This is a genomic window from Stenotrophomonas maltophilia (genome assembly GCF_013464485.1).
Classification (GTDB): domain Bacteria; phylum Pseudomonadota; class Gammaproteobacteria; order Xanthomonadales; family Xanthomonadaceae; genus Stenotrophomonas; species Stenotrophomonas maltophilia_AW.
In genome coordinates this window covers 18,837-43,512 of record NZ_RAUX01000010.1, presented here as the reverse complement: position 1 = coordinate 43,512, position 24,676 = coordinate 18,837, and the positions used below count along the sequence as shown (strand labels likewise).

Genomic DNA, 24,676 nt, shown 5'->3' with positions numbered 1-24,676 from the left:
ACGAAGGGTAGCGCCGATCCGGTTCGCATGGCGTGCTTTCAGCCCTGCAGCAGTTTCAGCACCGAGGTGGTCGGCTTGGCCAGGTTCAAGGTGTAGAAATGCAGGCCCGGTGCGCCGCCTTCGATCAAGCGCTGGCACAGCCTGGCCACCACTTCCGTGCCGAACGAACGCACCGATTCGGCATCATCGCCATAGGCCTGCATCTTGCGGCTGATCCAACGCGGAATCTCCGCACCACACTGTTCGGAGAAGCGACGCAGCTGGCTGAAGTTGGCAATCGGCATGATGCCCGGGGTGATCGGAACCTGCACGCCCAGCCGCCGCACTTCGTCGACGAAATGGAAGTACGCGTCCGGGTTGAAGAAGTACTGGGTGATCGCCGCATCGGCGCCGGCATCGATCTTGGCCTTGAAGTGTTTCAGGTCGGCCAGTGCGTCGGAGGCCTGCGGATGCGTTTCGGGGTACGCGCCCACTTCGATATGGAACGCATCGCCGTGCTCGGCGCGGATGAAGTCGATCAGTTCAGCGGCATAGCGCATGTCGCCGGGAAAGCCCATGCCCGACGGCAGGTCGCCACGCAGCGCGACCAGGCGGCGGCAGCCGATGGCGCGGTACAGCTTGAGCAACTCGCGGATTTCCTGGCGGGTGCCGCCGACACAGGACAGGTGCGGCGCGGCATCGAAGCCATGGTGCTGGTTGAGATGGCGCACGGTTTCGGAGGTATAGCTCAGGGTCGAGCCACCGGCGCCGAAGGTACACGACACGTACTCGGGGCCGTAGTCCTTCAGCTTGGCCGCGGCGCGGTCCAGCTGGCTGCGCTGTTCGTCGGTCTTGGGCGGATAGAACTCGAAGCTGATGGCGGTCATGGCGCGGGCGGCGGCGGCAGGTGCGAAATAGTATATCGCTTCATCAAGATGGATGTTTGATGGTTGCGTGAGGGCCCGCCAACCCCGGCCCGCGACCGTTCGCCCCGTCGTGCGGCCGCTGCTCCGAAATCGCAACCGGGACGCCTCGGCCCGGCCCACGCTGCTCCCATCCCGGCAACATCCACCCGACGAAGGAGCAGACGATGAAGATCTTCCTGGCACTCTGGTACGCAATGAAGGCGCTGGCCCGGCTGGCGATGATCGGCATGGCGATGGCCGTGCTTGGCTCAGGTCCGGCCCATGCGGCCGCCGCCACAGGCACCGGCAAGGTGCAGGTCGAGGTGGTCGGCAAGGGTCGCCCGCTGCTGATGATTCCCGGCCTCAACAGCAGCGCCGAGGTCTGGCGCGAGACCTGCCTGGCGCTGAAGGACGTGCAGTGCCATCTGGTGCAGCTGCCGGGCTTTGCCGGCGCTGTGCCCGCCGACCCGCGCCCGGCCGACTTCCTGCCGGCGATGCGCGGGCAGCTGCTGGCCTACCTGCATGACCGGCAGCTGGGCCCGGTGGTGGTGGTCGGGCACAGCCTGGGCGGCCTGCTGGGCCTGCAGATGGCGCAGGCCGAGCCGAAGGCGGTCAGTGCACTGGTGGTGGTCGACGCACTGCCGTTCCTGCCGGCGGCGCGTGACCCGAACGCCACCGCGAACAGCGTGCGGCCGATGGCCGACCAGCTGCGCAAGGGCATGCTCGCCGCCGATGCCGCGCAGTGGCAGGCGCAGCTGAAAGCCGGCCTGCCGGGCATGACCCGTGATCCGCAGCGCCAAGCAGAGCTGGGCCGCTGGGGCGAGAGCAGTGACCGCCAGACCACCGCCGATGCCATGCATGCGGTGATGACCACCGACCTGCGCGACAGCATCGCCTCGATCAGCGCGCCGACGCTGGTGCTGGGCAGCTGGGCCGGCTACCAGCCGATAGGCGGCACCGAGGACAGCACGCGCGCGGTGTTCCAGGCCCAGTACGCGAAGCTTCAGGGCGTGCAGATCGCGATGAGCGCACAGGGCTTCCACTTCCTGATGTGGGATGATCCGCGCTGGCTGCAGGAGCAGGCGCAGCGTTTCCTCGCCGCGCACCCCTGACCCTTGTCCTCGCCGAGAGCCCGCATGGACGCCACCACTTCATCTCGCCGCTTCTGGACGCTCAATGCACTGGCATGGGCGGGTTATGCGATGTACGGGCTGTGGGCGGGGATGCGGATCGGCGGCGGCGTGGTGTTCAGCGGCATCGTGTTGATCACCGTCAGCGTGGCCGCCTGCCTCTGGCTGTGCAGCGGCATGCTGCGCGCGGTGGCGCTGCGCCAGCGCTGGTGGGAGGGGAGCCTGGGCAGCCTGGTGTTGAAACTGGCCGCCGGTGTGGTGGCCGGTGCCAGCGTCGCGCAGGCGATGACGGCGGCGCTGCTGCTGCCGGCGCTGGCACTGGGCTGGGTGCAGCTGCCCGGCGGCCACGCGGATTACCGATGGTCTTCGCTGCTGGTGTACTGGATGAACACCGCGCTGTTCCTGCTGATGTGGACCGGCCTGTGGGCCGGCCTGCACGGCCTGCGCCGGGCGCGCCACAGTGAACTGGCCCGGCTGCGCGCCGAAGCCGAACGCAGTGCACTGGAGCGTGATGCACTGCGTGCACGGCTCAACCCGCACTTCATGTTCAATGCGCTGAACAACCTGCGCGCGCTGATCCTGGAAGACCCCGAGCGCGCCCGCGACATGGTCACGCGCCTGTCGCGCACGCTGCGCCAGGCGCTGGCGCACAACCGCAGTGAGCAGGTCACGCTGGCCGAAGAACTGGCGGTGGTGGACGACTATCTGGCGATCGAGGCCATCCACTTCGAGCAGCGCCTGCAGGTAGCTCGGCGCATCAATGCTGACGCCCTGCAGGCGCAGTTGCCGGCGATGGCGCTGCAGTTGCTGGTGGAAAATGCGATCAAGCACGGCATTGCCAGCCGCCCCGGTGGTGGCGAGGTACAGATCCAGGCCACGCTGGACGGCGATGTATTGCGACTGCAGGTGGACAACCCGCTGGGCAGCACCAGCGAGCCTGCCGACGGGCATGGCGTCGGCCTGGCCTACCTGCGTGCGCAGCTCGGTTCGCGCGGCCTTTTCACCCTGCAACCGGTCGGCGACCGCATGCAGGCCCTGCTGGAGATTCCACAATGAGTGCCATGCTGCGTGTGTTGATCGTTGATGATGCTCGGCTGGCGCGGCAGGAGCTGCGTACGCTGTTGTCGGCGCTGCCATGGGTGCAGTGCGTGGGTGAGGCCGACGATGTGCCTGCCGCGCGCGAGGCGATCGCCACGCTAGCGCCGGACCTGGTGCTGCTGGACGTGCAGATGCCTTCCGGCAGTGGTTTCGATGTGCTGGATGGCCTGGAGACGGTGCCGGCGGTGGTCTTCGTTACTGCCTACGACACCTACGCGGTGCGCGCATTCCAGGCCAATGCGCTGGATTATCTGGTGAAGCCGGTGGAGGCGCCGCGCTTGCTGGAAGCGTTGCAGCGGGCGCGCCAGCGCGAGGTGGTGGCGGGCGAAACGCCGGAGCCGCGCAGCACGCTGGGCGCGCAGGACCAGGTGTTCGTGCGCGAGGGTGATCGTTGCTGGTTCGTGGCGATCTCCGAGATCCGACGACTGGTGGTGGATGGCAACTACACGCGGCTGTGGTTCCGCGACCAGAACGCCCTGCTGACCCGCAGCCTGAGCGCGCTGGAAGCACGCCTGCCGCAGGATCTTTTCTTCCGCGCCAACCGCAACACACTGGTCAACCTGCGCCGTATCCGTGGGGTGTCGCCCAGCATCGGCGACGGCTATGACCTGGCGCTGGATGATGGCAGCGAGGTGGAAGTGTCGCGGCGGCAGGCGCGGGAGCTGCGCGAGCGGATGGCGTTGTAGCTGCCGCTACCGCTCGGCACTGACGGGGCTGGACCGCCGGAGGCGCTTCATGCCTCGGCTGGCTGCCCCCTCAAGCGGGCCATCACCCCGCCACCGCCGTGCTGGATGACCAGTTCGAGCCCGTAGTGGCTGCACAGTCGCCGCATGATATCCAGGCCCAGGCCGTTGCCCTCGCTGCCATCACGCTTGTCGAATGGCCGCGGCTCGGGCCAGTTGCCAAGGAAGGGCGAAGCACCTGCCGTGTTGTGCACCAGCAGCTGAGCGTCCTGCCATGCAATCAGGACCTGGCCCTGCGCGGTATGCGCGAACGCATTGCCGACCAGATTGGCCAGGACTACGCGCAGGGCCGCCTCGGGCGCGCGCAGCGTGGCCCCGTCGGGCACAGTCAGCTGTACCTCGACCGGCCGTGCAGCCAGCAACGGAGACTGCTCGATGATCACTCGTTCCAGCAGCGGCACAAGTTTGACCGGCGGAGCGCCGTGGCTGGCGGTTTCCTCGCGAGCCAGCGCCAGCAGCGCCGCAATGGCCTGCTGCAGCTGCAGTGCCGAAAGACGGATATGCTGCACATGCTGGCGGCCACGCTCGGACAGGCCCGACTCGCTGGCCAACTGGCCTGCCGCACTGGAGATGACGCTCAAGGGTGTGCGCAGTTCGTGGCTGGCATCGCGCGTGAACGCGTGTTCGCGGGCAACGAAGGCAGCGACGCGTGCGGACAATCCATCCAGGGCGCGCGCGAGCACGCCAATCTCGTCATCGTCGAAACGTGCTGCCAGGCGCACGCCGGGGCCTGGTTCCGGCTGCAGCGCTTCAACCTCCTCGACCAGCGCGTAGAGCGAGCGTGTGCTGCGATGGGCGAGCCAGATGCCGAGGACGATCGCCGCGATCAGGACCAACAGTGCTGTGCCGGCAAGCAGCATTACGACCCGATCGCGGATCGGCCGGACCACCAGTTGCGCACTGACCTCCGACACAAGCCAAGCAGGGCGGGCGCCGGCCGGGGGATCGATTCGCTTGAGATGGTAGTGCCGACCATCGACACCCGCGAACTCCGAGCGCCACGGTTCCTTTGCGAACTCGCTGCGCAGATCGTCGGGGAAGGTAGAGGGTGAACGATGCAGCTGGATTGCGGCATCGGCAGGTGTACGCCAGTCCCCTTCGAGCGCGTGCCAGGCGAGCTGAGCCCGTGCTTCACGGTCCAGTTGGGCGTTGAAGATGCTGTCTTCCACCACATACATGAACACCAGCGAGTAGGTGCCGAACACCGTGGCGGTGAACAGCGCGAAGGCTGTGAATGTGATCAGCAGTCGACGGCGCAGGTGCTGGGTGGGCCGAGGTTTCATGGCGAAGCTTCCAGACGGAAGCCGACACCGTGGACGGTGCGCAGCATCTCGCCTTCGAACGGCCTGTCCAGTACCTGCCGCAACAGGTACAGATGCGAGCGCAGCGGGTCGGAAGGAGGTGCTTCATCCCCCCACAGGCGTTGAACGAGCTCGCTGCGGGTGACGGTTCGCGGCCAGGCCTCGGCCAGTACGAGCAGGATGCGCTGCGGAACCTGTGCCAGCTCCAGCAGCAATCCCGCGCGCCAGGCCTGGCCGCTGCGGCGGTCGATGCTCAGCGGCCCAATCTGCAGGAGGTTCGGTTGACCCACGCGATGGCGGCGGGCGAGGGCGAGACAGCGGGCGAGCAGCTCGGCATCGTCGAAGGGCTTGACGAGATAGTCATCCGCGCCCGCAGCGAAGCCCTGCAGCTTGTCGTCGATCGCATCGCGTGCGGTCAGCATCAGGATGGGGACGTGCCGATCACTGCACTCGCGCAACCGACGGCAGACCGTCGTACCATCGGTGCCCGGCAACCCGATATCGAGCAGCAGCACATCCGGCGGTGACGCCAGCGCCAACTGCAGCCCGACGTGTCCGCCAGCGGCGAAATCGACCAGATGGCCATGCGCCTGCAGCATGTCGATGATGGCCGAGGCCAGCGGCAGGTTGTCTTCAATCAACAGCAGGCGCAGGCGCTCGGCGTCCATGGTCAGGGCTGCATGCGGGCCAGGAGAGCGTTAGCTTCGTCCAGACCGGGCTGCTTTTCCAGCACAGCCAGTACCTGCGAACGGGCCAGATCGGTCCGGCCCAGGCGCCAGTGCGCTTCTGCCATCGCGACCTGCAGCCTCGGCTCGTCCATATGCGGGCTGGCCAGCTGCATGATGGACAGCGCGTCGGCGGTTGCAGTGGCGTCCTTTGCTGCTTTCAGCTGGTAGAAACCCAGCATGCCGATCAGCTCGACGTGATGGTCGGACGGGTGCTGCGCCAGTATCTGCGCCGCCTGACCATCACGCTGCTGCAGGTGCTGCTCCACCAGCGCCATGCTGCGCTCATCGCGCCATGCCTGGCGTGCCAGTGGCACACGCCCGCTGGCGCGCACGAAGGCGTCAGCCAGTGCGGCGGTCGAGAACGGGTTCTGACCGGTCAGCAGGCGTCCATCGACTACGACCTTGGGCATCATCAGCGGTGCCTCCTGCCAGCGTGCGCCCAGCTCGCGCATGCGCGGTTCAAGCTGGAACGCGAATTCCTTCGCCCAACGTTTGCCGAACAGTGCTTCTTCCTCTTCCGTGAATCCGGTCATGGCGCGGCCTTCCACCATGGCCCGGCCATCGGGAAGGCGAACACCCGCCAGTGCGGCCGGACCATGGCATACCGCCGCGACCAGTCCTCCCTGCTGCCAGATTCCGGCAATCGTGGCATGCAGGGCCTTGTCGGCCGGAAGGTCGAACATGGCACCCTTGCCGCCGATCACCAGGACGCCCTGGTAGTCGCTGGCACGCAGTTGTGCAGTGGGCACGGTCGCGGCAAGCTTGCCCATGGCCTGGGAATCGGCAAGGACGGCTGCGTTGAAGGCCTCGGAGGGGTTGTACTTGTCAGCCTCGACGGCGCCGCCACGCGGACTTGCCACGTCGATGTCGAAGCCGTTCTGCTTGAGGATGAGCCAGGCCTGGGCGAATTCGTCCATCTCGAAGCCCGGACGGGTCTTCCCTTGGTCCCGGCCTTCGCTGCTGACGACGAGCAGCACGCGCGATGGTGCGGCAGACGCGGAAGATGGGGCCATGGCAGGGAGGAGAAGGACGGCCAGCAGGCCGGACAGCAGGGGGGAGCGGAAGCGGTTCATGCAGGACTCTCCGGGAGATGTGCGCGCACTGTGGCCGGCAAATGTGAAGCAGACTTCAAGCGCATCGACGGTTACCCTGAGGGCCTGTTCCCGTTCGTGCATGCCATGTCCATCGTCCTCACCGACTTCGCCCGTCCCCGCCTGTTCCCGCGCGTGCCGCGTGGCAACACCATCCAGGACTGTACTGCCGAGCAGTTCGAGGCACACCTCAATGCGCACGCGCCGCTGAAGGTGCTCGATGGCTACGCCCCGTTCTGCAAGCTGTTCGTCTACGAGAACTGGACCAGCACGCGTTGCCTGACGGTGCCGGTCACCGAGGCCAACCGCCACCAACTGCGCAGCGGCTATGAGGCGCGCAACCGCGAGGAACTGCCGGTGCTGGTGCGCTGGTTCGAGGGCGTGGAATCACCGCGCGCGAACTACCTGGTGGTGATCCTGTACAGCGCCGGGCAGCTGGCGAAGGAAGGTTCACCGATCGAGGCCGACTGGGGCATCGTCGGCTGCATCTACACCGCCGAGCCGGAAGAGGTACCGATGGCGCCGATCACGATGATGCGCAATGCGCTGGGCGTGGAGGAGGGCGGTTCCGGTGTGCCGCTGGACCGGGAGGCCTACCGGCGCTCGGTGGCGTTCTGGGAGAACAACGCCAACTGGCGGCCCTGAGCCCACGCTGTGGCCGGACAGCCGGCATGTGAACAGCGGGACGGCAGTGAAGCGCTACCATGGCGGTGAATCAACGCAGGGAGCACAGGGATGGATGTTCGCCGTTGGATGCCGTTTGCATGGATCGCCGCAGGCCTGCTGGCCGCAAGTGAAAGCTCGGCAGCAAAGTACGATGCAGGCGCTGCCTGTGGGGCCCTGTCCGACGTGACGCAGATCCGCGACGTGGGCGTGGGTTCACTGCAGGCGCAGGCAACCTCGGGGCGTTGCACGTTCCATGTGGAGGCGGATGACGCAGCAGCGCTTTCGCGTCAGCAGTCGTTGCTCCAGAGCGTGTCGGCGATCGCCTGTGGTGCGCCAGCCACCACCCGGCCTTCGCAAGGGGCTGCGGGCTTCGACCTGCAGATGCCTGCGCGTTGCCCGCTCTCTTCCAGCACGCCGTTGATTGCCCGGGAAGGAGGCTGGCACCAGCGGCGGCTCTCGTCGGTTCCGGCGTATCCTGCGGCCGCCATGCGCGAAGCCCAGCAGGGCGGTGTCGAGCTGATGCTGCTGCTGGATGCACAGGGCAAGACCCAGGCGATCATCCTGTCCCGATCCAGTGGGTACCCACTGCTCGATGCGGCGGCGCTCAAGCACGCACGTGACTGGCGTTATGAGCGTGAAGCGGTGGGCAAGGCGCCAAACATGAGCCTGATACGCGGAACGGTCACGTTCAAGCTCAACTAAGGCGTCTGCAGGGCGGGCTCGGCCTTCCACTCCCACCAGCGGTAGTGGTACTCGCGCTCGGTCGCGCTCCATGGCTGCGCGCAGCAGGTGCACGTCAGCCGGTAGCATTCACCCCAGCCGTCCTCCGCTTCGCCCCGTGCACGCAGCTGCACGTGACCTTGTTCCAGCAGCGGCTCGGGGCTGAAGAACACATAGGTTGGATACAAGGCGCACAGGCAGCCTTCGCGCGCCTGCCAGTAACGCAGCCGTTGCAGGGCCGCCTTGAGGTGAGCCTGGTTGCTGATCAGCATGCCGCCAAGGGCGATGCCTTGGCAGCTGCGTTCGATCGTATCCACATGCGCGACCAGCGCGTCCAACGATGAGGCGCTGAACAGCCGAGCGACCGTACGCGCGGCATCGGTGATGCGCGTTGCATCGCGCGACAGCAGGTCCTGCAGCAGCATATCGGCCTGTGCATCGTCGAGCCGGGGTATCGGCGCTGCAGACCACGGCCAGCGCATCAGCGGACCTTGCCGATGGCAGCGTAGTGGCCGGCAGTCAGCCGCAGCAGGTCGGCCGGCGCCAGTTCCACTTCCAGGCCGCGGCGACCGGCGCTGACATGCAGCGCTGGCAATGCCTGCGCACTGGCATCCAGGAACGTGCGCAGTCGCTTCTTCTGCCCCAGTGGGCTGATGCCACCGACCAGGTAGCCGGTCGCGCGCTGCGCGGCGTCGGCGGCGGCCATCTCGCACTTCTTGCAGCCGGCCGCTTCGGCCAATGCCTTCAGGTCCAGCTGGCCGGCCACCGGCACGATCGCCACCAGCAGTTCGTGTGCCTCAGTGCTGGCCAGCAGGGTCTTGAACACCTGGGCCGGATCGAGGCCGAGCTTGTCGACGGCCTCGCCGCCATACGATTCGGCGTGGGCGTCGTGCACGTAGCTGCGCACGGTGTGGGCGATCTTCTCGCGCTTGAGCAGATTGACGGCCGGAGTCATGGACGCATCGTAGCGCGTGGAAAAGGCAATGCCTTGACCGAGCCTACTGCCTGGCGCTGGCGGATGCAGTGCCGGGCAAGCCCGGCACCCACCAGAAGCGCAGGAACGGTAGACCAATGCAGAACGGGCGCCCGAAGGCGCCCGTTCCGTGTGTCGCATGCACTGGTAGTGCCGGCCGCWGGCCGGCACCCCGCAGGCATCAGTAGCGGTAGTGGTCCGGCTTGAACGGGCCTTCCACCGGCACGCCGATGTAGTCAGCCTGTTCCTGGCTCAGGGTGGTCAGCTTCACGCCGATCTTTTCCAGGTGCAGGCGGGCCACTTCCTCGTCCAGCTTCTTCGGCAGCAGGTAGACCTTCTTCTCGTAGCTGTCCTTGTTCGCCCACAGGTCGATCTGTGCCAGGGTCTGGTTGGCGAAGCTGTTGGACATCACGAAGCTCGGGTGGCCGGTGGCGCAGCCCAGGTTCACCAGGCGGCCTTCGGCCAGCAGGAAGATCGCGTTGCCGTTCGGGAAGATGTACTTGTCCACCTGCGGCTTGATGTTGACGTGCTTGATGCCGGCGAACGACACCAGCGCATCGACCTGGATCTCGTTGTCGAAGTGGCCGATGTTGCAGACGATGGCCTGGTCCTTCATCGCGCTCAGGTGCTCGATGCGGATGATGTCCTTGTTGCCGGTGGTGGTGACGTACAGGTCGGCACGGCCCAGGGTCGATTCGATGGTGTTGACTTCATAGCCTTCCATCGCCGCCTGCAGGGCGCAGATCGGGTCGATCTCGGTGACGATCACGCGCGCGCCGTACGCACGCAGCGAAGCGGCGCAGCCCTTGCCGACGTCGCCATAGCCGCAGACCACGGCCACCTTGCCGGCCAGCATCACGTCCATCGCGCGCTTCAGGCCATCGGCCAGCGACTCGCGGCAGCCGTACAGGTTGTCGAACTTGCTCTTGGTGACCGAGTCGTTGACGTTGATTGCCGGGATCAGCAGGGTGCCGGCCTGGGCCAGCTGGTACAGGCGGTGCACGCCGGTGGTGGTCTCCTCGGAGACGCCCTTCCAGTCCTTGACCACGCGGCCCCAGTAGCCCGGGCGCTCCTTGGCGACGCGCTTGAGCAGGTTCTTGATGACCTGTTCTTCGTGCGAGGCGGAGGCGGTGTTGACCCAGTCGCTGCCGTTTTCCAGCTCGTAGCCCTTGTGGATCAGCAGGGTCACGTCACCGCCGTCGTCAACCACCAGCTCCGGGCCGGTCAGGGTGCCGTCGGCCAGGGTGAAGGTCAGCGCGTCCAGGGTGCAGTCCCAGTACTCTTCCAAGGTTTCGCCCTTCCAGGCGAACACCGGGGTGCCGGTGGCGGCGATGGCGGCAGCGGCGTGGTCCTGGGTCGAGAAGATGTTGCACGAGGCCCAGCGCACGTCAGCACCGATGTCCTTCAGGGTCTCGATCAGCACCGCGGTCTGGATGGTCATGTGCAGCGAGCCGGTCACGCGCACGCCCTTCAGCGGCAGCTCGGCCTGGTACTTGCGGCGGATCGACATCAGGCCCGGCATTTCGTGCTCGGCGATGTCCAGTTCCTTGCGGCCCCAGTCGGCCAGCGTGATATCGCGGATCTTGTAGTCACCTTCGGTGGAGAAGGTCTTGGCAACAGCGTTCATTCGTGTGCTCCGGTTGTGGACGAGCGGGTGCTCGCATCTAGCCGGGCGCCGTTGTTACAAAGCCACCTTACCGAGCCTGGCCGGGCCTCGTGGGATCCGGTCGCAGCGCCCCTCGGCAGGGGAGAACCCCCATTATATCGCGGCCCCGGCATGACATCCCGATGACCCAACCATCGGCAGGTGGGATCGCGTGCACGGCCTGTTAAGGTCGGTGTTTTCACGCATCACACAGGTGGAACGATGAGCATGCACGCGCGCCGCACACGGCGCTGGACCGGCCTGGTCCTGTCGATGGGACTGCTGGCGGTGGCTCCGCTGGCCTGGGCCGCGTCCCCGCAGCCCGCCCAGGTACAGGCCCAGGGCGTCAACGGCTACGAACTGCCTTCGGCGGCGCTGCAGGCGGTGGTCGACGCACCACGCGCGCCCTCGCTGTACCTGTCGCCACGCCGCGACGTCGCCGCGATGATGCAGATGCCGTCGCTGCCGTCGATCCAGGTGGTGGCGCAGCCGGAACTGAAGCTGGCTGGCCTGCGCATCAATCCGCGCACCTTCTCCGACAGCCGCTTCAGCTTCGGCGAGAAGCTGTGGCTGATGAACGTGGCCGACGGCAAGGAACGGCAGATCAGCGGCCTGCCGGCCACGCTGTCGATCGCCAGCGTGATGTGGTCGCCGGACCAGAAGTGGCTGGCCTTCAACCAGGTCGACGCCGCCAGCGGCGCCAATGAACTGTGGCTGGTGGACGTGGCCGGCGGCAGTGCCCGTCGTCTGGTTGCCGGCCTGAACACGGTGATCGGCAGCGGCTACCAGTGGTTGCCGGACGGCCGCGGCTTGGTAGTCTTCACCCGCCCGGCCAACCTTGGTGCGGCCCCGGCCGCCGACGGCATTCCGACCGGCCCGGCCGTGCAGCAGACCAGCCAGGGCGGCGGCGTGGTGTCGATCCGCACCTACCAGGACCTGCTGAAGAACGAGGTCGACGCGCGCCAGTTCGATTACTACGCCACCACCCAGCCGATGGAAGTCAGCCTGGATGGCAGCACCCGCGCGATCGGCGCAGCCGGCATCTTCATGGGCTTCTCGGTATCGCCGGATGGTCGCTTCGTACTGCGCCAGCCGGTGCAGCGGCCGTACTCGTACGTGGTGCCGGTAAGCAGCTTCCCGCGCCGCATTGAAGTGATCGACCGTGCCAGCGGCAAACTGGTGCACACCGTGGCCGTGCGTCCGCTGGTGGAAGGCCTGCCGACCGGCAACGATGCCGAAGTGACCGGCGTGCGCGATATCAGCTGGCGCGGAGATGCCGATGCCACCCTGGTCTGGGCCGAGGCGCAGGATGGTGGTGATCCGAACCGGGAGGCCAAGGTGCGCGATGCAGTGCTGATGCAGGCCGCGCCGTTCGACAAGCCGCCGGTGACCCTGGCCCAGCTCGGCAGCCGCCTGGCCGGCATCAGTTGGGGCCGTGGCGATCTCGCACTGCTGACCGAATCGTGGTGGAAGACCCGCAGGACCAAGACCTGGTTGATCGCCCCGGACAACGCCGGTACCGAGCCACGCCTGCTGTGGGATCGTGACGCGCAGGACCGCTACGCCGATCCGGGCCGGGCGCTGATGGTCAGCGATGCGCGCGGTCGTTCGCTGCTGCAGACCAGCCCCGACGGCAGCAGCCTTTACCTGGCCGGCGCCGGTGCTTCGCCGGAAGGCGACCGCCCGTTTGTGGACCGCTTCGACATCGCCAGCGGCAAGGCCGCCCGCCTGTTCCACTCGCAGGCGCCGAGCTACGCGCTGCCGGTGGCATTGCTGGACGACCAGGCCAGCTCGCTGCTGCTGAGCCGCGAGAGCCCGGATGAGCCGGCCAACTTCTACGTGCAGTCGCTGACCGATGCCGGTGCTGCGCCGCGCGCGCTGACCCACTTCGCCCATCCGCTGCCGCAGCTGAAGGGCGTGCAGAAGGAGCAGATCCGCTACAAGCGCAAGGATGGCGTCGACCTGACCGCGACCCTGCTGCTGCCGCCGGGCTACGACCCGAAGCGCGACGGCCCGCGCCCGCTGCTGATGTGGGCTTATCCGGGCGAGTTCAAGAGCGCGGCTGCGGCCAGCCAGGTGACCGATTCGCCGTATCGCTTCAATGCGGTCAGCTACTGGGGCCCGCAGGCGTTCCTGGCCAAGGGCTATGTGGTGCTGGCCAGCCCGTCGATGCCGATCATCGGCGAGGGCGACAAGGAGCCGAACGACACCTACATCGAACAGCTGGTGGCCAACGCGCAGGCAGCGGTGGATGAAGTGGTGCGCCGTGGCGTGACCGATCGCGATCACATCGCCATCGGCGGCCATTCCTATGGTGCGTTCATGACCGCCAACCTGCTGGCGCACACGCGCCTGTTCAAGGCCGGCATTGCCCGCAGCGGCGCCTACAACCGCACGCTCACCCCGTTCGGCTTCCAGGCCGAAGAGCGCAACTACTGGCAGGCGCAGGACGTCTACCAGAAGATGGCGCCGTTCAATTACGCCGACAGGATCAAGGATCCGATCCTCTTCATCCATGGCGTGGACGACAACAACTCTGGCACGTTCCCGATGCAGAGCGAGCGCATGTTCGCGGCGGTGAAGGGCCTGGGCGGCACCGCGCGGCTGGTGATGCTGCCGAACGAATCGCATGCCTACCGTGCACGCGAGTCGATCATGACCATGCTGGCCGAAAGCGAGCGCTGGCTGGAACAGACCATCGGCCCGGCCGAGCAGGGCAAGGCGAAGAAGAAGCGCTGATGCCTGCATGAGGGCGGCCCCTGCAACAGGGGCCGCCATGACGCGGTGGGGTAGAGTCGACTGTTAGTCGACTGCTCTCCTGTCAGATCTTCGAAAACCCGCGCTGCGCGCGAGAGTCGACTAACAGTCGACTCTACCCAGTCGGAGTTCCCCGCACGGTGGTTCCAGTCGGTGTTTCCCGCACAGTGGTTCCAGTTCGTGCTTCCCCTCCGGTCACATCAGGCGATGCATGCAGATGAAACCATTTTTGCATCGCAGCACGAGGTCCGATCTGGGATAGGCTTGGGCTCAGGATCCGTTGACCGAGGCCCGTGCGTCGCCGATGAACGAGTACCGCAGCAGCATCGAATTCGCTTCCCCCGATCTTCCCCTTCGCGATGACGTGCGCCGTCTCGGCGCACTGGTTGGCGACCTGCTGGTCGAACAGGTGTCGGCCGCCTTCCTTGATGACGTCGAGGACGTGCGCACCCGCGCCATCGCCCGCCGCGAGAACCAGGCGCCGCTGTCCGAGCTGGCCGATGGCCTGGCCGGGCGTACGCCGCAGCAGGCCGAAACCATGGTGCGGGCCTTCAGCACCTACTTCCAGGTGGTCAACATCGCCGAGCGCGTGCATCGCATCCGCCGTCGCCGTGACTATCAGCGCGCCGGTACCGCCGGGGCGCAGCCCGATGGCCTGCAGGATGCGCTGCAGCACCTGAAGGCGCAGGGCGTGGGCCTGGACGAACTGGCGCAGTGGCTGCCGCGCATCGACATCGAACCGGTGTTCACCGCACATCCGACCGAGGCCGTGCGCCGCGCGCTGCTGGAAAAAGAGCAGCTGATGGTGGCCAGCCTGGTCGACAACCTCGACGGCCAGCGCACGCCGGGCGAGGCCACTGCCGATGCCGCGCGTTTCCGCATGGCGCTCACTGCGTCATGGCAGACCACCGATTCCTCGCCGGTGCGGCCCACGGTCGACGACGAACGCGAGCATGTCGGCTTCTATCTGGTGCAGGTGCTGTATCGCGTGATCCCGGTGCTGTACGAATCACTGCAGCAGGCGCTGCGCGATACCTACGGCGAAGAACTGCCGCTGCCGCGCCTGCTGCGCTTCGGCACCTGGGTGGGCGGCGACATGGACGGCAACCCGAACGTGGATGCCCACACCATCCGCAATACGCTGGATGCGCAGCGGCAGGCGGTGCTCGGGCGCTACCAGAAGGAACTGCTGCAGCTGGCCAGCCTGCTCAGCCAGTCCACCGAGCGGGTGGGTGTCAGTGATGCCCTGCAGGCGCGCGTGGCGCACTACCAGCAGCTGCTGCCGCAGGTGCAGTCGCGCCCACGCCATGCCGACATGCCCTACCGCCTGCTCAATGACCGCATGCGTGCACGCCTGCAGGCCACACTGGATGACGGCGAAGGCGCCTACGCCGGTCCTGATGAACTGATCGAGGATCTGCAGCTGATCTTCGACAGCCTGCGCGCCAACCGCGGCGAACATGCCGGTGGCTTCGCCGTGCAGCGCCTGCTGTGGCGGGTGAAAACGTTCGGTTTCCATCTTGCGCGGTTGGACGTGCGTCAGGAATCGAGCGTGCATGCGCGCGCACTGGCTGCGGTGCTGGGCGGCGAAGAAGGCTGGCAGGCGCTGGATGCGCTGGGTCGTGCGCGCCGGCTGGGCCCGCATGCCAGCGGCGAGGAGGCGCTGCCCAAGGGGGATGACGAGGGCAACCAGCGGCTGGATGCGGTGTTCGCCGCACTGGCCGACGCACGCGCCCGGCATGGCAGCGACGCGCTGGGCAGCTACATCATTTCCATGGCGCACGACCGCAGCGACGTGCTGGCGGTGCTGGCGCTGGCGCGCCGTGGCGGCCTGGTGGAAGAGGGCGGTTCGGTGCCGCTGGATATCGCGCCGCTGTTCGAGACCGTGGATGACCTCATGCGCGGCACCGCGACCCTGCGCGACCTGCTGGCCGATCCGGTGTACCGCGCCCATCTGCGTGCACGCGACGACGTGCAGATGGTGATGCTCGGCTATTCGGACAGCAGCAAGGATGGTGGCATTGCCGCTTCGCGCTGGGGTCTGCAGCGTGCGCAGGTGGAACTGCTGGAGGTGGCGGCCGAAGCCGGCATCCGCCTGACCTTCTTTCATGGCCGTGGCGGCTCGATCAGCCGTGGCGGTGGCAAGACCACGCACGCGGTCGATGCGTCGCCGCGCGGCAGCATCGATGGCCGCCTGCGGGTGACCGAGCAGGGCGAGGTGATCCATCGCAAATACGGCATCCGCGCGCTGGCCCTGCGCTCGCTGGAACAGGCCGCCGGTGCAGTGCTGCGCGCCAGCCTGCGCCCGCGTGCCGCCGAGCCGCGCGAGGATGAGTGGCGGCCGGTGATGGACGTGGTGTCATCGGCCAGCAGCGAGGTGTATCGCGCGTTCGTCGGCCAGGCCGGCTTCATGGACTACTTCCGTACCGCCACGCCGATCGACGTGATCGAGCGGATGACACTGGGCTCGCGGCCGTCGCGCCGGCTCGGCCAGGACGCGGCACTGGGCAATCTGCGTGCGATTCCCTGGGTGTTCGCCTGGAGCCAGGCGCGGGCGGTGATTCCTGGCTGGTACGGCGTAGGCAGTGGCCTGCAGGCCGCGGTTGATGCCGGCCACGAACAGACCCTGCGCGATATGGCGCGTGACTGGCCGTTCTTCCGCACCTTCCTGGACGACATCGCGATGGTGCTGTCCAAGGGCGATATCACCATCGCCGAGCAGTTCTCGAAGTTGTCGGGCGAACTGCACGGGCGCTTCTTCCCGCAGGTGCAGCGCGAACTGGAACTGACCCGGCACTGGTTGCTGGCGTTGATGGACCAGCAGACGCTGCTGGACCACGATGCGCGATTGGCGCTGTCGATCCGCCTGCGCAATCCCTACGTCGATCCGATCAGTGTGCTGCAGGTGGATCTGCTGCAGCGCTGGCGGGCCAGCGGCCGCGAGGATGAGGATCTGCTGCGTGCGCTGGTGGCCTGCGTGAACGGTGTTTCGCAGGGCGTGCAGAACACGGGGTGATCCGCATCCGCCGGGCATGGCCCGGCGCTACCTGCCTCGGTGGGTGCGGGGCTTGCCCCGCACGCCCTCATTCCTCCGGCGAAGGCGGGTTAGACGCCAGCAGTTCCAGGTGCCGCTGCTCCATTTCCTGGCGCAGCTGGCGGCGGATCAGCGCGGCCGCCTGGCGGCGCTTTTCGTCCGAGGTGACCGGCTGCAGCGGCGGCACCGGCGTCGGCCGGCCTTCCTCGTCCACCGCCACCATGGTGAAGAAGCAGCTGTTGGCGTGGCGCACGCTGCGCTTGAGGATGTCCTCGGCCACCACCTTGATGCCGATCTCCATCGACGAGGTGCCGGTATGGTTCACCGAGGCCAGGAAGGTGACCAGCTCGCCCACTGCGATCGGCTGGCGGAACATCACCTGGTCCACCGACAGGGTGACCACGTAGCTGCCGGCATAGCGGCTGGCGCAGGCGTAGGCGACCTGGTCGAGCAGGCGCAGGACCGCGCCACCGTGGACCTTGCCGGAGAAATTGGCCATTTCCGGCGACATCAGCACGGTCATGGACAGCTGGTGGGTTTTGAGTTCGGTCGACATGCGCCGATTGTATCGGCAACCGGTAGTGCCGGCCGCWGGCCGGCAACCACGCGATTGTTTMCGGAGACCATKAAAAAGCCGGCCAGCGGCCGGCTCTACCAGAAAGCAGAAGGGCCGCGTGAGCGGCCCTTCGTGCTTCTTACTTCAGCTTCGCATCGGCGCGCAGGGCGGCGGCGCGGTCGGTCTTCTCCCAGGAGAAGGCCGTGGCGTTGACGGTCTCGCCTTCGCCGTTGAGGTAACTGAACTCCTTCGGCTTGCGGCCGAAGTGGCCGTAGGCCGCGGTCTGCTGGTACATCGGGTGGATCAGGTCCAGCATCTTGATGATGCCGTACGGACGCAGGTCGAAGTGCTTGCGGATCAGCTTCTCGATCTTGTCGTCGCTGATCTTGCCGGTGCCGAAGGTGGTGACCGAGATCGAGGTCGGCTCAGCCACGCCGATGGCGTAGGAGACCTGCACTTCGCAGCGGTCGGCCAGGCCGGCGGCAACCACGTTCTTGGCAACGTAGCGGGCCGCGTAGGCCGCCGAACGGTCGACCTTGGACGGGTCCTTGCCGGAGAACGCGCCACCACCGTGACGGGCCCAGCCGCCGTAGGTGTCGACGATGATCTTGCGGCCGGTCAGGCCGCAGTCGCCCACCGGGCCACCGATCTCGAACTTGCCGGTCGGGTTGATGTGGAACTTGGTGCCCTTGTGCAGCCACTTGGCCGGCAGCACCGGCTTGATGATTTCTTCGCGGACGGCCTCGATGAGGTCCTTCTGCTTGATGCCCGGGGCATGCTGGGTCGACAGCACCACGGCGTCGATGGCCGAGACCACGCCGTTTTCATAGCGCAGGGTGACCTGGCTCTTGGCGTCCGGGCGCAGCCACGACAGCGGCGAGTTCTTCTTCTTGCGGATCTTGGCCTGCTGCTCGACCAGGCGGTGCGACAGGTGGATCGCGGCCGGCATGTAGCTGTCGGTCTCGTTGGTGGCGTAGCCGAACATCAGGCCCTGGTCGCCAGCGCCCATTTCTTCCGGTTTCTTGCGGTCCACGCCCTGGGCGATGTGCGGCGACTGCTTGCCGATCAGGTTCAGCACGCCGCAGGTGGCGCCGTCGAAGCCGACGTCGGAGCTGTCGTAGCCGATGTCCGTGATGACCTTGCGGGTCAGCGCTTCCAGGTCGATCCAGGCGCTGGTGGTGATTTCACCGGCCACGATGGCAACGCCGGTCTTGACCATGGTCTCGCAGGCCACGCGGGCGCGCTGGTCCTGGGTCAGGATCGCGTCCAGCACCGCATCGGAGATCTGGTCGGCAACCTTGTCCGGATGGCCTTCGGAGACCGACTCGGAGGTGAAGAGATAGCTGGACATCAGGCGTAATATCCCTTGATTCGGATGGAAAGATGGGCGCGCATGATACACGGGGTGCGCCGCCTGTGCATTGTGAACCGGTACCGGTTGCCGGTGGTTAAGCCCGCGTAGGCCCGGCAAAGGCTGTCCTGCCGGGATTGGGGCCCAGCCTCGAGGCCCAGTGTTCCACCAGCGTGACAACGGGCCGGGCCGGTGCCGGCCTCGACTGCGCGCGCGTCAGGGTCCCCATGACTTGCCGGGCCGTCATCGTTCTGCCCCGAAACCGCCATCTGGCTGCCGTCTGCCGGGCGCAGGCTGTCGGCCAATCCGGCCGCCGGGCATGAGTGGATCCGCCATGCAGGAACTTGAACAGCGTCTCCAGCAACGCTTTCCCGATTGGTTCCATGGCCGTCGCGGCCAGCTGGCGCGGCCGTTGCTGCGCAGCGTCGGCCGCTGGTCGCGCCTGGACCAGATCGAAGCCTTCCTGCAGCGCAGCGCTGGATTGCGCGGATTCGGCTTCGTCGCCGCCGGACTGGAGTTCATCGACGGCCAGTACGAGGTGGACCCGGCGGCGCTGGCGAAGATCCCGGCCACTGGCCGCCTGCTGATCGTCGCCAACCACCCGTCTGGGGCGCTGGACGCACTGGCGCTGTTGGATGCGGTCGGACGCATCCGCCGTGACGTGCGGATCGTGGCCAACGACCTGCTGGGGGCGATCGCGCCACTGCAGGATCTGCTGTTGCCGGTACGCATCCTCGGTGGCAAGGCACAGCGCGGCAGCCTGCATGCGGTCGAGGAGGCGTTGGCTGCCGAACAGTGCGTGATCGTGTTTCCGGCCGGTGAGGTCTCGCGGCTGTCGCTGCGTGGCATCCGCGATGGCCGCTGGCAGCGCGGTTTTGTCCGCTTCGCTCGTGCGGCAGGTGCGCCGGTGCTGCCAGTGCGGGTGGAGACGCGCAATTCGGCGCTGTTCTACGGCGCCTCGACCCTGTTCAAGCCGGCCGGCACCGCGCTGCTGGCGCGCGAGATGTTCACCCGCCGCGGCCGTCCGCTGCGCCTGTGCATCGGTGAGCCGATGCAGCTGGGCAAGGGCGGCGACCCGGGCGCGCAGCTGCTGGCCGTGCGCCGCGCGCTGTACGCGCTGGGCCGCAACGGGGCGACCGGCAATGCTGCTGCCTGCGCAGGTCCCGAGCCATTGGCCGCACCGGTGCCGCCTTCGCAGGTTGCCGCTGGCATCACTGCGGCCACCCAGCTGGGCCAGACCGCCGATGGCAAGCAGATCCTGCTGGCGACCTGCAGCGCAGACTCGCCGCTGCTGCTGGAGCTGGGCCGCCTGCGCGAACTGACCTTCCGCCAGGTGGGCGAGGGCACCGGCCGCAGCCGCGACCTGGACGACTACGACCTGCAGTACGAACACATCGTGATCTGGGACGCGGCGGCGCAGCGCATCGCCGGTGCCTACCGCATCATGCGCGGCGCCCAGGCACTGGCCCGGCAGGGTCTGTCCGGGCTCTACAGCGCGTCGCTGTTCCGCTATTCCGACGACGCCATCACCCACATCGCCGAAGGCCTCGAACTGGGCCGCAGCTTCGTGGTGCCTGATTACTGGGGCAGCCGCAGCCTGGACTACCTGTGGCAGGGCATCGGCGCCTACCTGCAGTGCCGGCCCGGCATCCGCTACCTGTTCGGCGCGGTGTCGATCAGTGCGGCACTGCCGCGTGACGCGCGCGAACAGCTGGTGGCGTACTACCAGCGCTACTACAGCGGTACCGCAGGCCTGGCCGAGTCGAACCGGCCGTTCCAGTATTTCGCCGCACCCCCGAGTTTCGGCGAGCTGGATGCAGGTGCCGCGTTCGATGTACTCAAGGCCAACCTGACCGCACTCGGCACGGGGGTGCCGACGCTGTACCGCCAGTACACCGATCTGTGCGAACCCGGTGGTGCCCGCTTCCTCGCCTTCGGTGTCGACCCGGGCTTCAGTGATTCGATCGACGGCCTGATCGAAGTGGACCTGTGCGCGATCCGGCCGAACAAGCGCAAACGTTACCTGCGCGACGCGGGGACGCCGGCATGAGCGCGCTGGCGAACCTGTTGCCGCACCGGCGCGCAGTGTTCGTTTCCGATGTGCATCTGGGTTCACGTCATTGCCATGCTACCGAGCTGGCACGGTTTCTCTCGCAGCTGCGTTGCGAACGGCTGTACCTGGTTGGCGACATCATCGACCTGTGGTGGATGGCGCACCGCCGTGCCAACTGGCGGCAGTCGCACAGCGAAGTCATCCAGGCTCTGCACGCACTGCGCCGTGCAGGTACCGAGATCATCTACATCCCCGGCAACCACGATGCCTCGCTGCGCCAGGTGTGCGGACTGATGCTGCCGGCGATGCAGGTGCGCCGCCGCGCCATCCACGTGACCGCCGATGGCCGTCGCCTGCTGGTCGCGCACGGGGACGAGTACGACGGCGTGACCCACTTCGGTGGCCTGCAGGAGAAATTCGGCGATTGGCTGTACTACCGCATCCTGACCGGAAACCAGGCGTTGAACGCGGTGCGGCGGCTGCTGGGGATGCGCTACTGGTCGCTGTCGGAGTTCCTGAAGAAGCGCAGTGGTGCGGCCGAGCGCTACATCGAACGCTTCGTGCAGGCCGGGTTGGACGACGTTCGCCGTCGCGGACTGGATGGCATCGTCTGTGGCCACATCCACCGCGCTGCGTTGATTGAACGCGATGGCCTGGTCTATGCCAACGATGGCGACTGGGTGGAGAGCCTGACCGCACTGGCCGAAGACCATGATGGTGCGCTGCGCCTGCTGGACCACAACGGGCAGACCCTGGTGGAACTGCCGGGCGCGCGCCTGTCGCAGGCGGCGTAACCCGCGTCTGTACCCTTGTAGAGCCGAGCCCATGCTCGGCTGCCGTTACACGCAATGAAGAGCAGCCGAGCATGGGCTCGGCTCTACATGCACCGCCCGCAAGCCGCTAGCATCGGCCCATGGATTCCCTGACCCAGATCGTGCTCGGCGGCGCCGTCGCTGCCGCCATCGCCCCGCCCGGCCATCGCCGCGCGGCCCTGCTGGCCGGTGCCGCGCTCGGCACCCTGCCGGACCTCGATGCGCTGTGGCTCGGCTTCACCGCCGCCGACCCGGTGGCGAACATGATCGAGCACCGCAGCTTCAGCCATTCGCTGCTGGTGCTGCCCTGGGTGGCGGCGCTGATCTGGTGGCTGTTCAAGCGCTTCGGCAATGGCCGCGTCGCGCAGTCACCGGTGCGCTGGTTCTGGGCGATCCAGCTGGCGCTGGTCACCCATCCGGTGCTGGATGCGTTCACCGTTTACGGCACCCAGCTGTGGTGGCCGTTGCGGCCACACCCGACCATGGGCTCCAGCGTCTTCATCATCGATCCCGGCTACACGGTGTGGCTGCTGCTGGGCTGCATGCTGGCCTGGTTTGGCCGCGCCCGCCCCTGGGCTGGCAAGGTGCTGGGTGTGGCGATGCTGGTCAGCAGTGCCTACCTGGGCTGGGGCCTGATCGCCAAGGCCCAGGTCGACCGTGCTGCCCAGCAGAGCCTGGCGGCGATGGGGCTGGGTGACGCGCCGCGCTTCTCGGTGCCGATGCCGTTCAATACGCTGCTGTGGCGGGTGGTGGCGATGACGCCCAATGGCTACGTGGTGGGTGATCGCTCGCTGGTGGCCGACCATGGGCCGATGCAGTTCGAAGGCCACGCGTCCAACGTGCAGGCACTGCGCGAAGCAGGGGGCATCCCGGCGGTACAGCAGCTGACCTGGTTCAATCGCGGTTTCATGCGTGCGCAGGTCGTGGACGGCCAGCTGGTACTGAGCGATCTGCGCATGGGCCTGGAGCCGGATTACACCTTCAACTTCGCCGTGGCCGAGCAGGTCGACGGGCAGTGGCGGCCAATCACGCCCGAGCAGCTGCGGGCGGATTACAGCAGTCCCGCCGCGCGCGCCGACGCCGGGCGCCGGCTGGCGGCGATGTGGCAGCGGATCTGGGATGCGCCCGTGGTCGGCGCTGTTGAGTAGATCCACGCCATGCGTGGATGAAGGGACATCGACGGTGGCAGCCACGCATGGCGTGGCTCTACTGCTTCAGTCAGCAGTGCCGTGTCGGCTCAATACACCGTGGCGCGGCCCTGCACGAACGAATAGAAGAACACCGCATTCGGGTCGTTCTGCACCAGCCGGAACTCGCGGCGCATGCCTTCCACGGTTTCCTCGTCCACCGACCCGGCCTGCAGCAGTTGGTCGGCGGCCGACAGCAGCAGCTGTTCCCAGAACGCGATCATCGTCTTGCGGCGTGCCGGTTCGCGGTTGTCCAGGTGGATGGTCTTGATCTCGGTGTGCACGTCGCGGAAGCCGCCGGCCAGCAGCAGGTTGCCCAGCTTGGCGCCAACGAACGGGTCGCCCCCGTGGTCGTACTGGAAATCGTTGAACGCCATCCAGTAACGCCAGATGTGCGGCGAATACGGGTCGAGCAGGAACGAGGCATTCATCACCTCGGTGATGTAGACCGGCGAACCCGGTGCCAGTACCCGGCGCACTTCGCTCAGCACGCGCGCCGGTGACGGCACGTGCTCCAGTACCCAGCACAGGAACGCCGAGTCGAAGCTGCGTGCCTCGAACGGGAGCTCGCCGGCGTCAGCCTGCTGCAGGGTATAGCGATCGCTGCACCACGGCGTGCGCGCCAGGTTCTCGCGCGCGGTGGCCAGCTGGGTCTCGCTCAGGTCCACACCGGTCACGTGCAGCTCGGGGAAGCGGCGCAGCAGGATCTCGGTCTGTGCGCCAACGCCGCTGCCGACTTCCAGCAGGCGCCGCGAGCCGCTGTAGTCGATCTGGCCGAAGATGCTCGATTCCAGCAGGCGGGCCTGGGTCATCAGGCGTTGCTGCTCGGTACCGGAAAACCCGTGCAGATAGGTCGGGGAGGAGATCGGCGGGGTCATGGGGCGGGCTCTCGGTGTTCAAGATGGTCGAGCAGGCTCGACTCTGCGACGCAGCGATGCGGTCAAGCGGCCGAAGACAACGCCGGCTCCCCGGCGATCAGGCGGTCGAAGTACTCGGTGGTCAGCGCGATCTGGCTCTGCGGATCTTCGGCACGGTTGACCACTGCGCGGAAAGCGGCGTTCTCTGGCCGGTCCTTGGCATACCAGCCCAGGTGCTTGCGCGCGATGCGCACGCCCTGCGGCTCGCCATAGAACGCATGTAATGCGTGCAGGTGGCCAAGCAGGATGTCGCGCACTTCCGCCAGTGACGGCGGTGGCAGTTCCTCGCCGGTCGCCAGGTAGTGCGCCACTTCGCGGAAGATCCACGGCCGGCCCTGCGCCGAGCGGCCGATCATCACCGCGTCCACGCCGGTCTGCTGCAGCACGTAGGCGGCCTTCTGCGGTGAATCGATATCGCCGTTGGCGATCACCGGAATGCGCAGCGCGGCCTTGATCTCGCCGATGGTGGCGTACTCCGCCTGGCCGGTGTAGTGCTGGTCGCGGGTACGGCCGTGCACCGCCAGTGCGGCGATACCGCTGTCCTCGGCGATGCGTGCGATCAGCGGGCCATTGCGATGGTCGCAGTCCCAACCGGTGCGGATCTTCAGCGTGACCGGCACGTCCACCGCGTTGACCACGGCCTCGAGGATGCGCGCCACCAGCTGCTCGTCGCGCATCAGGGCCGAGCCCGCCCAGGCATTGCAGACCTTCTTGGCCGGGCAGCCCATGTTGATGTCGATGATCTGCGCGCCGTGGTCGACGTTGTAGCGCGCAGCCTCGGCCAGCTGCTGCGGCTCGGTGCCGGCGATCTGCACGCTTATTGGTGCCGGTTCACCGTCATGGTCCATGCGGTGGATCGACTTGCGCGTGTTCCAGAAGCGCGGATCACTGATGGTCATTTCCGAGGCAGCCAGACCCGCGCCCAGCCGTTTGCACAGCAGGCGGAAAGGCTTGTCGGTAACGCCGGCCATGGGCGCCAGCACGACGTTGGGGGCAATGGTGTACGGGCCGATCTGCATGCGCCCATTGT

The 24,676-nt window shown here is 67.1% G+C and carries 21 protein-coding genes and 1 riboswitch; of the genes, 10 read left to right on the top strand and 11 right to left on the bottom strand.

Annotated features, from left to right (window positions below; genetic code table 11):
* Positions 1–38 precede the first annotated feature (38 nt).
* Positions 39–866, bottom strand: a complete 828-nt coding sequence (gene metF / locus D7Y61_RS04580) for a methylenetetrahydrofolate reductase [NAD(P)H] (protein WP_180865287.1) — start codon at positions 864–866, stop codon at positions 39–41.
* 203 nt (positions 867–1,069) lie between these two features.
* Here metF and D7Y61_RS04575 point away from each other — a divergent pair, with 203 nt between their 5' ends.
* From D7Y61_RS04575 to D7Y61_RS04565, 3 genes are read left to right on the top strand one after another with little or no spacing between them, the layout of a single operon-like run.
* The gene (locus D7Y61_RS04575; RefSeq protein WP_180865286.1) at positions 1,070–1,996 is read left to right on the top strand and encodes an alpha/beta fold hydrolase; all 927 of its coding nucleotides are present in this window, start codon (positions 1,070–1,072) and stop codon (positions 1,994–1,996) included.
* Between the two features lie 24 nt (positions 1,997–2,020).
* Entirely contained in the window at positions 2,021–3,070 is a 1,050-nt protein-coding gene (locus D7Y61_RS04570; RefSeq protein ID WP_180865285.1) for a sensor histidine kinase, read from the top strand.
* Complete coding sequence (locus D7Y61_RS04565; RefSeq protein ID WP_180865284.1) at positions 3,067–3,798, top strand: LytR/AlgR family response regulator transcription factor; 732 nt, start codon at positions 3,067–3,069, stop codon at positions 3,796–3,798. Before D7Y61_RS04570 ends, D7Y61_RS04565 begins: the two co-directional genes overlap by 4 nt.
* A 47-nt stretch (positions 3,799–3,845) precedes the next feature.
* On the opposite strand, the gene D7Y61_RS04560 is transcribed toward D7Y61_RS04565, so the two are convergent.
* The 3 genes from D7Y61_RS04560 to D7Y61_RS04550 are packed head-to-tail and all read right to left on the bottom strand — an operon-like array spanning position 3,846 to position 6,957.
* The gene (locus D7Y61_RS04560; RefSeq protein ID WP_180865283.1) at positions 3,846–5,138 is read right to left on the bottom strand and encodes a sensor histidine kinase; all 1,293 of its coding nucleotides are present in this window, start codon (positions 5,136–5,138) and stop codon (positions 3,846–3,848) included.
* Positions 5,135–5,824: a response regulator transcription factor gene (locus D7Y61_RS04555; protein ID WP_032129701.1), complete on the bottom strand. Its 690-nt coding sequence runs from the start codon at positions 5,822–5,824 to the stop codon at positions 5,135–5,137. Before D7Y61_RS04555 ends, D7Y61_RS04560 begins: the two co-directional genes overlap by 4 nt.
* 2 nt (positions 5,825–5,826) lie before the next feature.
* On the bottom strand, positions 5,827–6,957 hold the full coding sequence (locus D7Y61_RS04550; RefSeq protein ID WP_180865282.1) for a type 1 glutamine amidotransferase domain-containing protein: 1,131 nt from the start codon (positions 6,955–6,957) through the stop codon (positions 5,827–5,829).
* Between the two features lie 105 nt (positions 6,958–7,062).
* On the opposite strand from D7Y61_RS04550, the gene D7Y61_RS04545 reads away from it, so the two are divergent.
* Positions 7,063–7,620 carry a DUF3228 family protein gene (locus tag D7Y61_RS04545; protein WP_180865281.1) on the top strand — a complete coding sequence of 186 codons (558 nt, stop codon included), beginning with the start codon at positions 7,063–7,065 and terminating at the stop codon, positions 7,618–7,620.
* Between the two features lie 90 nt (positions 7,621–7,710).
* Positions 7,711–8,343, top strand: coding sequence for an energy transducer TonB (locus D7Y61_RS04540; RefSeq protein WP_180865280.1), 633 nt, complete (start codon positions 7,711–7,713; stop codon positions 8,341–8,343).
* Here D7Y61_RS04540 and D7Y61_RS04535 read toward each other — a convergent pair.
* The 3 genes from D7Y61_RS04535 to ahcY all read right to left on the bottom strand — a co-directional run bounded on the left by D7Y61_RS04535 (position 8,340) and on the right by ahcY (position 10,961).
* The gene (locus tag D7Y61_RS04535; protein ID WP_180865279.1) at positions 8,340–8,843 is read right to left on the bottom strand and encodes a hypothetical protein; all 504 of its coding nucleotides are present in this window, start codon (positions 8,841–8,843) and stop codon (positions 8,340–8,342) included. The two genes, D7Y61_RS04540 and D7Y61_RS04535, sit on opposite strands and share 4 nt — an antisense overlap.
* Positions 8,843–9,316: a Cys-tRNA(Pro) deacylase gene (ybaK, locus tag D7Y61_RS04530; protein WP_180865278.1), complete on the bottom strand. Its 474-nt coding sequence runs from the start codon at positions 9,314–9,316 to the stop codon at positions 8,843–8,845. The genes D7Y61_RS04535 and ybaK overlap by 1 nt, the downstream gene beginning before the upstream one ends.
* Before the next feature lie 199 nt (positions 9,317–9,515).
* Positions 9,516–10,961 (bottom strand): adenosylhomocysteinase, encoded by a 1,446-nt coding sequence (gene ahcY, locus D7Y61_RS04525; protein WP_014036003.1) that lies wholly within the window; start codon positions 10,959–10,961, stop codon positions 9,516–9,518.
* A gap of 36 nt (positions 10,962–10,997) precedes the next feature.
* A riboswitch (S-adenosyl-L-homocysteine riboswitch) is annotated at positions 10,998–11,081 on the bottom strand.
* A gap of 120 nt (positions 11,082–11,201) precedes the next feature.
* Here ahcY and D7Y61_RS04520 point away from each other — a divergent pair.
* Entirely contained in the window at positions 11,202–13,718 is a 2,517-nt protein-coding gene (locus tag D7Y61_RS04520; protein ID WP_180865277.1) for a S9 family peptidase, read from the top strand.
* A gap of 322 nt (positions 13,719–14,040) precedes the next feature.
* The gene (gene ppc, locus D7Y61_RS04515) at positions 14,041–16,752 is read left to right on the top strand and encodes a phosphoenolpyruvate carboxylase (protein WP_180865427.1); all 2,712 of its coding nucleotides are present in this window, start codon (positions 14,041–14,043) and stop codon (positions 16,750–16,752) included.
* A 67-nt stretch (positions 16,753–16,819) separates the two neighbouring features.
* Here ppc and D7Y61_RS04510 read toward each other — a convergent pair whose 3' ends face one another.
* Both D7Y61_RS04510 and metK read right to left on the bottom strand, forming a co-directional pair.
* Positions 16,820–17,326, bottom strand: coding sequence for an acyl-CoA thioesterase (locus tag D7Y61_RS04510; RefSeq protein ID WP_180865276.1), 507 nt, complete (start codon positions 17,324–17,326; stop codon positions 16,820–16,822).
* A 139-nt stretch (positions 17,327–17,465) separates the two neighbouring features.
* Positions 17,466–18,677, bottom strand: a complete 1,212-nt coding sequence (metK, locus tag D7Y61_RS04505) for a methionine adenosyltransferase (RefSeq protein WP_005408103.1) — start codon at positions 18,675–18,677, stop codon at positions 17,466–17,468.
* A 334-nt stretch (positions 18,678–19,011) separates the two neighbouring features.
* Between metK and D7Y61_RS04500 the strand changes: the two genes are divergently transcribed.
* The 3 genes from D7Y61_RS04500 (at position 19,012) to D7Y61_RS04490 (ending at position 22,690) form a co-directional block, all read left to right on the top strand.
* Positions 19,012–20,727: a lysophospholipid acyltransferase family protein gene (locus D7Y61_RS04500; RefSeq protein ID WP_180865275.1), complete on the top strand. Its 1,716-nt coding sequence runs from the start codon at positions 19,012–19,014 to the stop codon at positions 20,725–20,727.
* On the top strand, positions 20,724–21,524 hold the full coding sequence (locus tag D7Y61_RS04495; protein ID WP_180865274.1) for a UDP-2,3-diacylglucosamine diphosphatase: 801 nt from the start codon (positions 20,724–20,726) through the stop codon (positions 21,522–21,524). Before D7Y61_RS04500 ends, D7Y61_RS04495 begins: the two co-directional genes overlap by 4 nt.
* A gap of 119 nt (positions 21,525–21,643) precedes the next feature.
* Positions 21,644–22,690 carry a metal-dependent hydrolase gene (locus tag D7Y61_RS04490; protein WP_180865273.1) on the top strand — a complete coding sequence of 349 codons (1,047 nt, stop codon included), beginning with the start codon at positions 21,644–21,646 and terminating at the stop codon, positions 22,688–22,690.
* An 89-nt stretch (positions 22,691–22,779) separates the two neighbouring features.
* Here D7Y61_RS04490 and D7Y61_RS04485 read toward each other — a convergent pair whose 3' ends face one another.
* Both D7Y61_RS04485 and dusB read right to left on the bottom strand, forming a co-directional pair.
* Complete coding sequence (locus tag D7Y61_RS04485; protein ID WP_180865272.1) at positions 22,780–23,607, bottom strand: class I SAM-dependent methyltransferase; 828 nt, start codon at positions 23,605–23,607, stop codon at positions 22,780–22,782.
* Positions 23,608–23,669: 62 nt separating this feature from the next.
* Positions 23,670–24,665 carry a tRNA dihydrouridine synthase DusB gene (gene dusB, locus D7Y61_RS04480; protein ID WP_180865426.1) on the bottom strand — a complete coding sequence of 332 codons (996 nt, stop codon included), beginning with the start codon at positions 24,663–24,665 and terminating at the stop codon, positions 23,670–23,672.
* Positions 24,666–24,676: the final 11 nt, after the last annotated feature.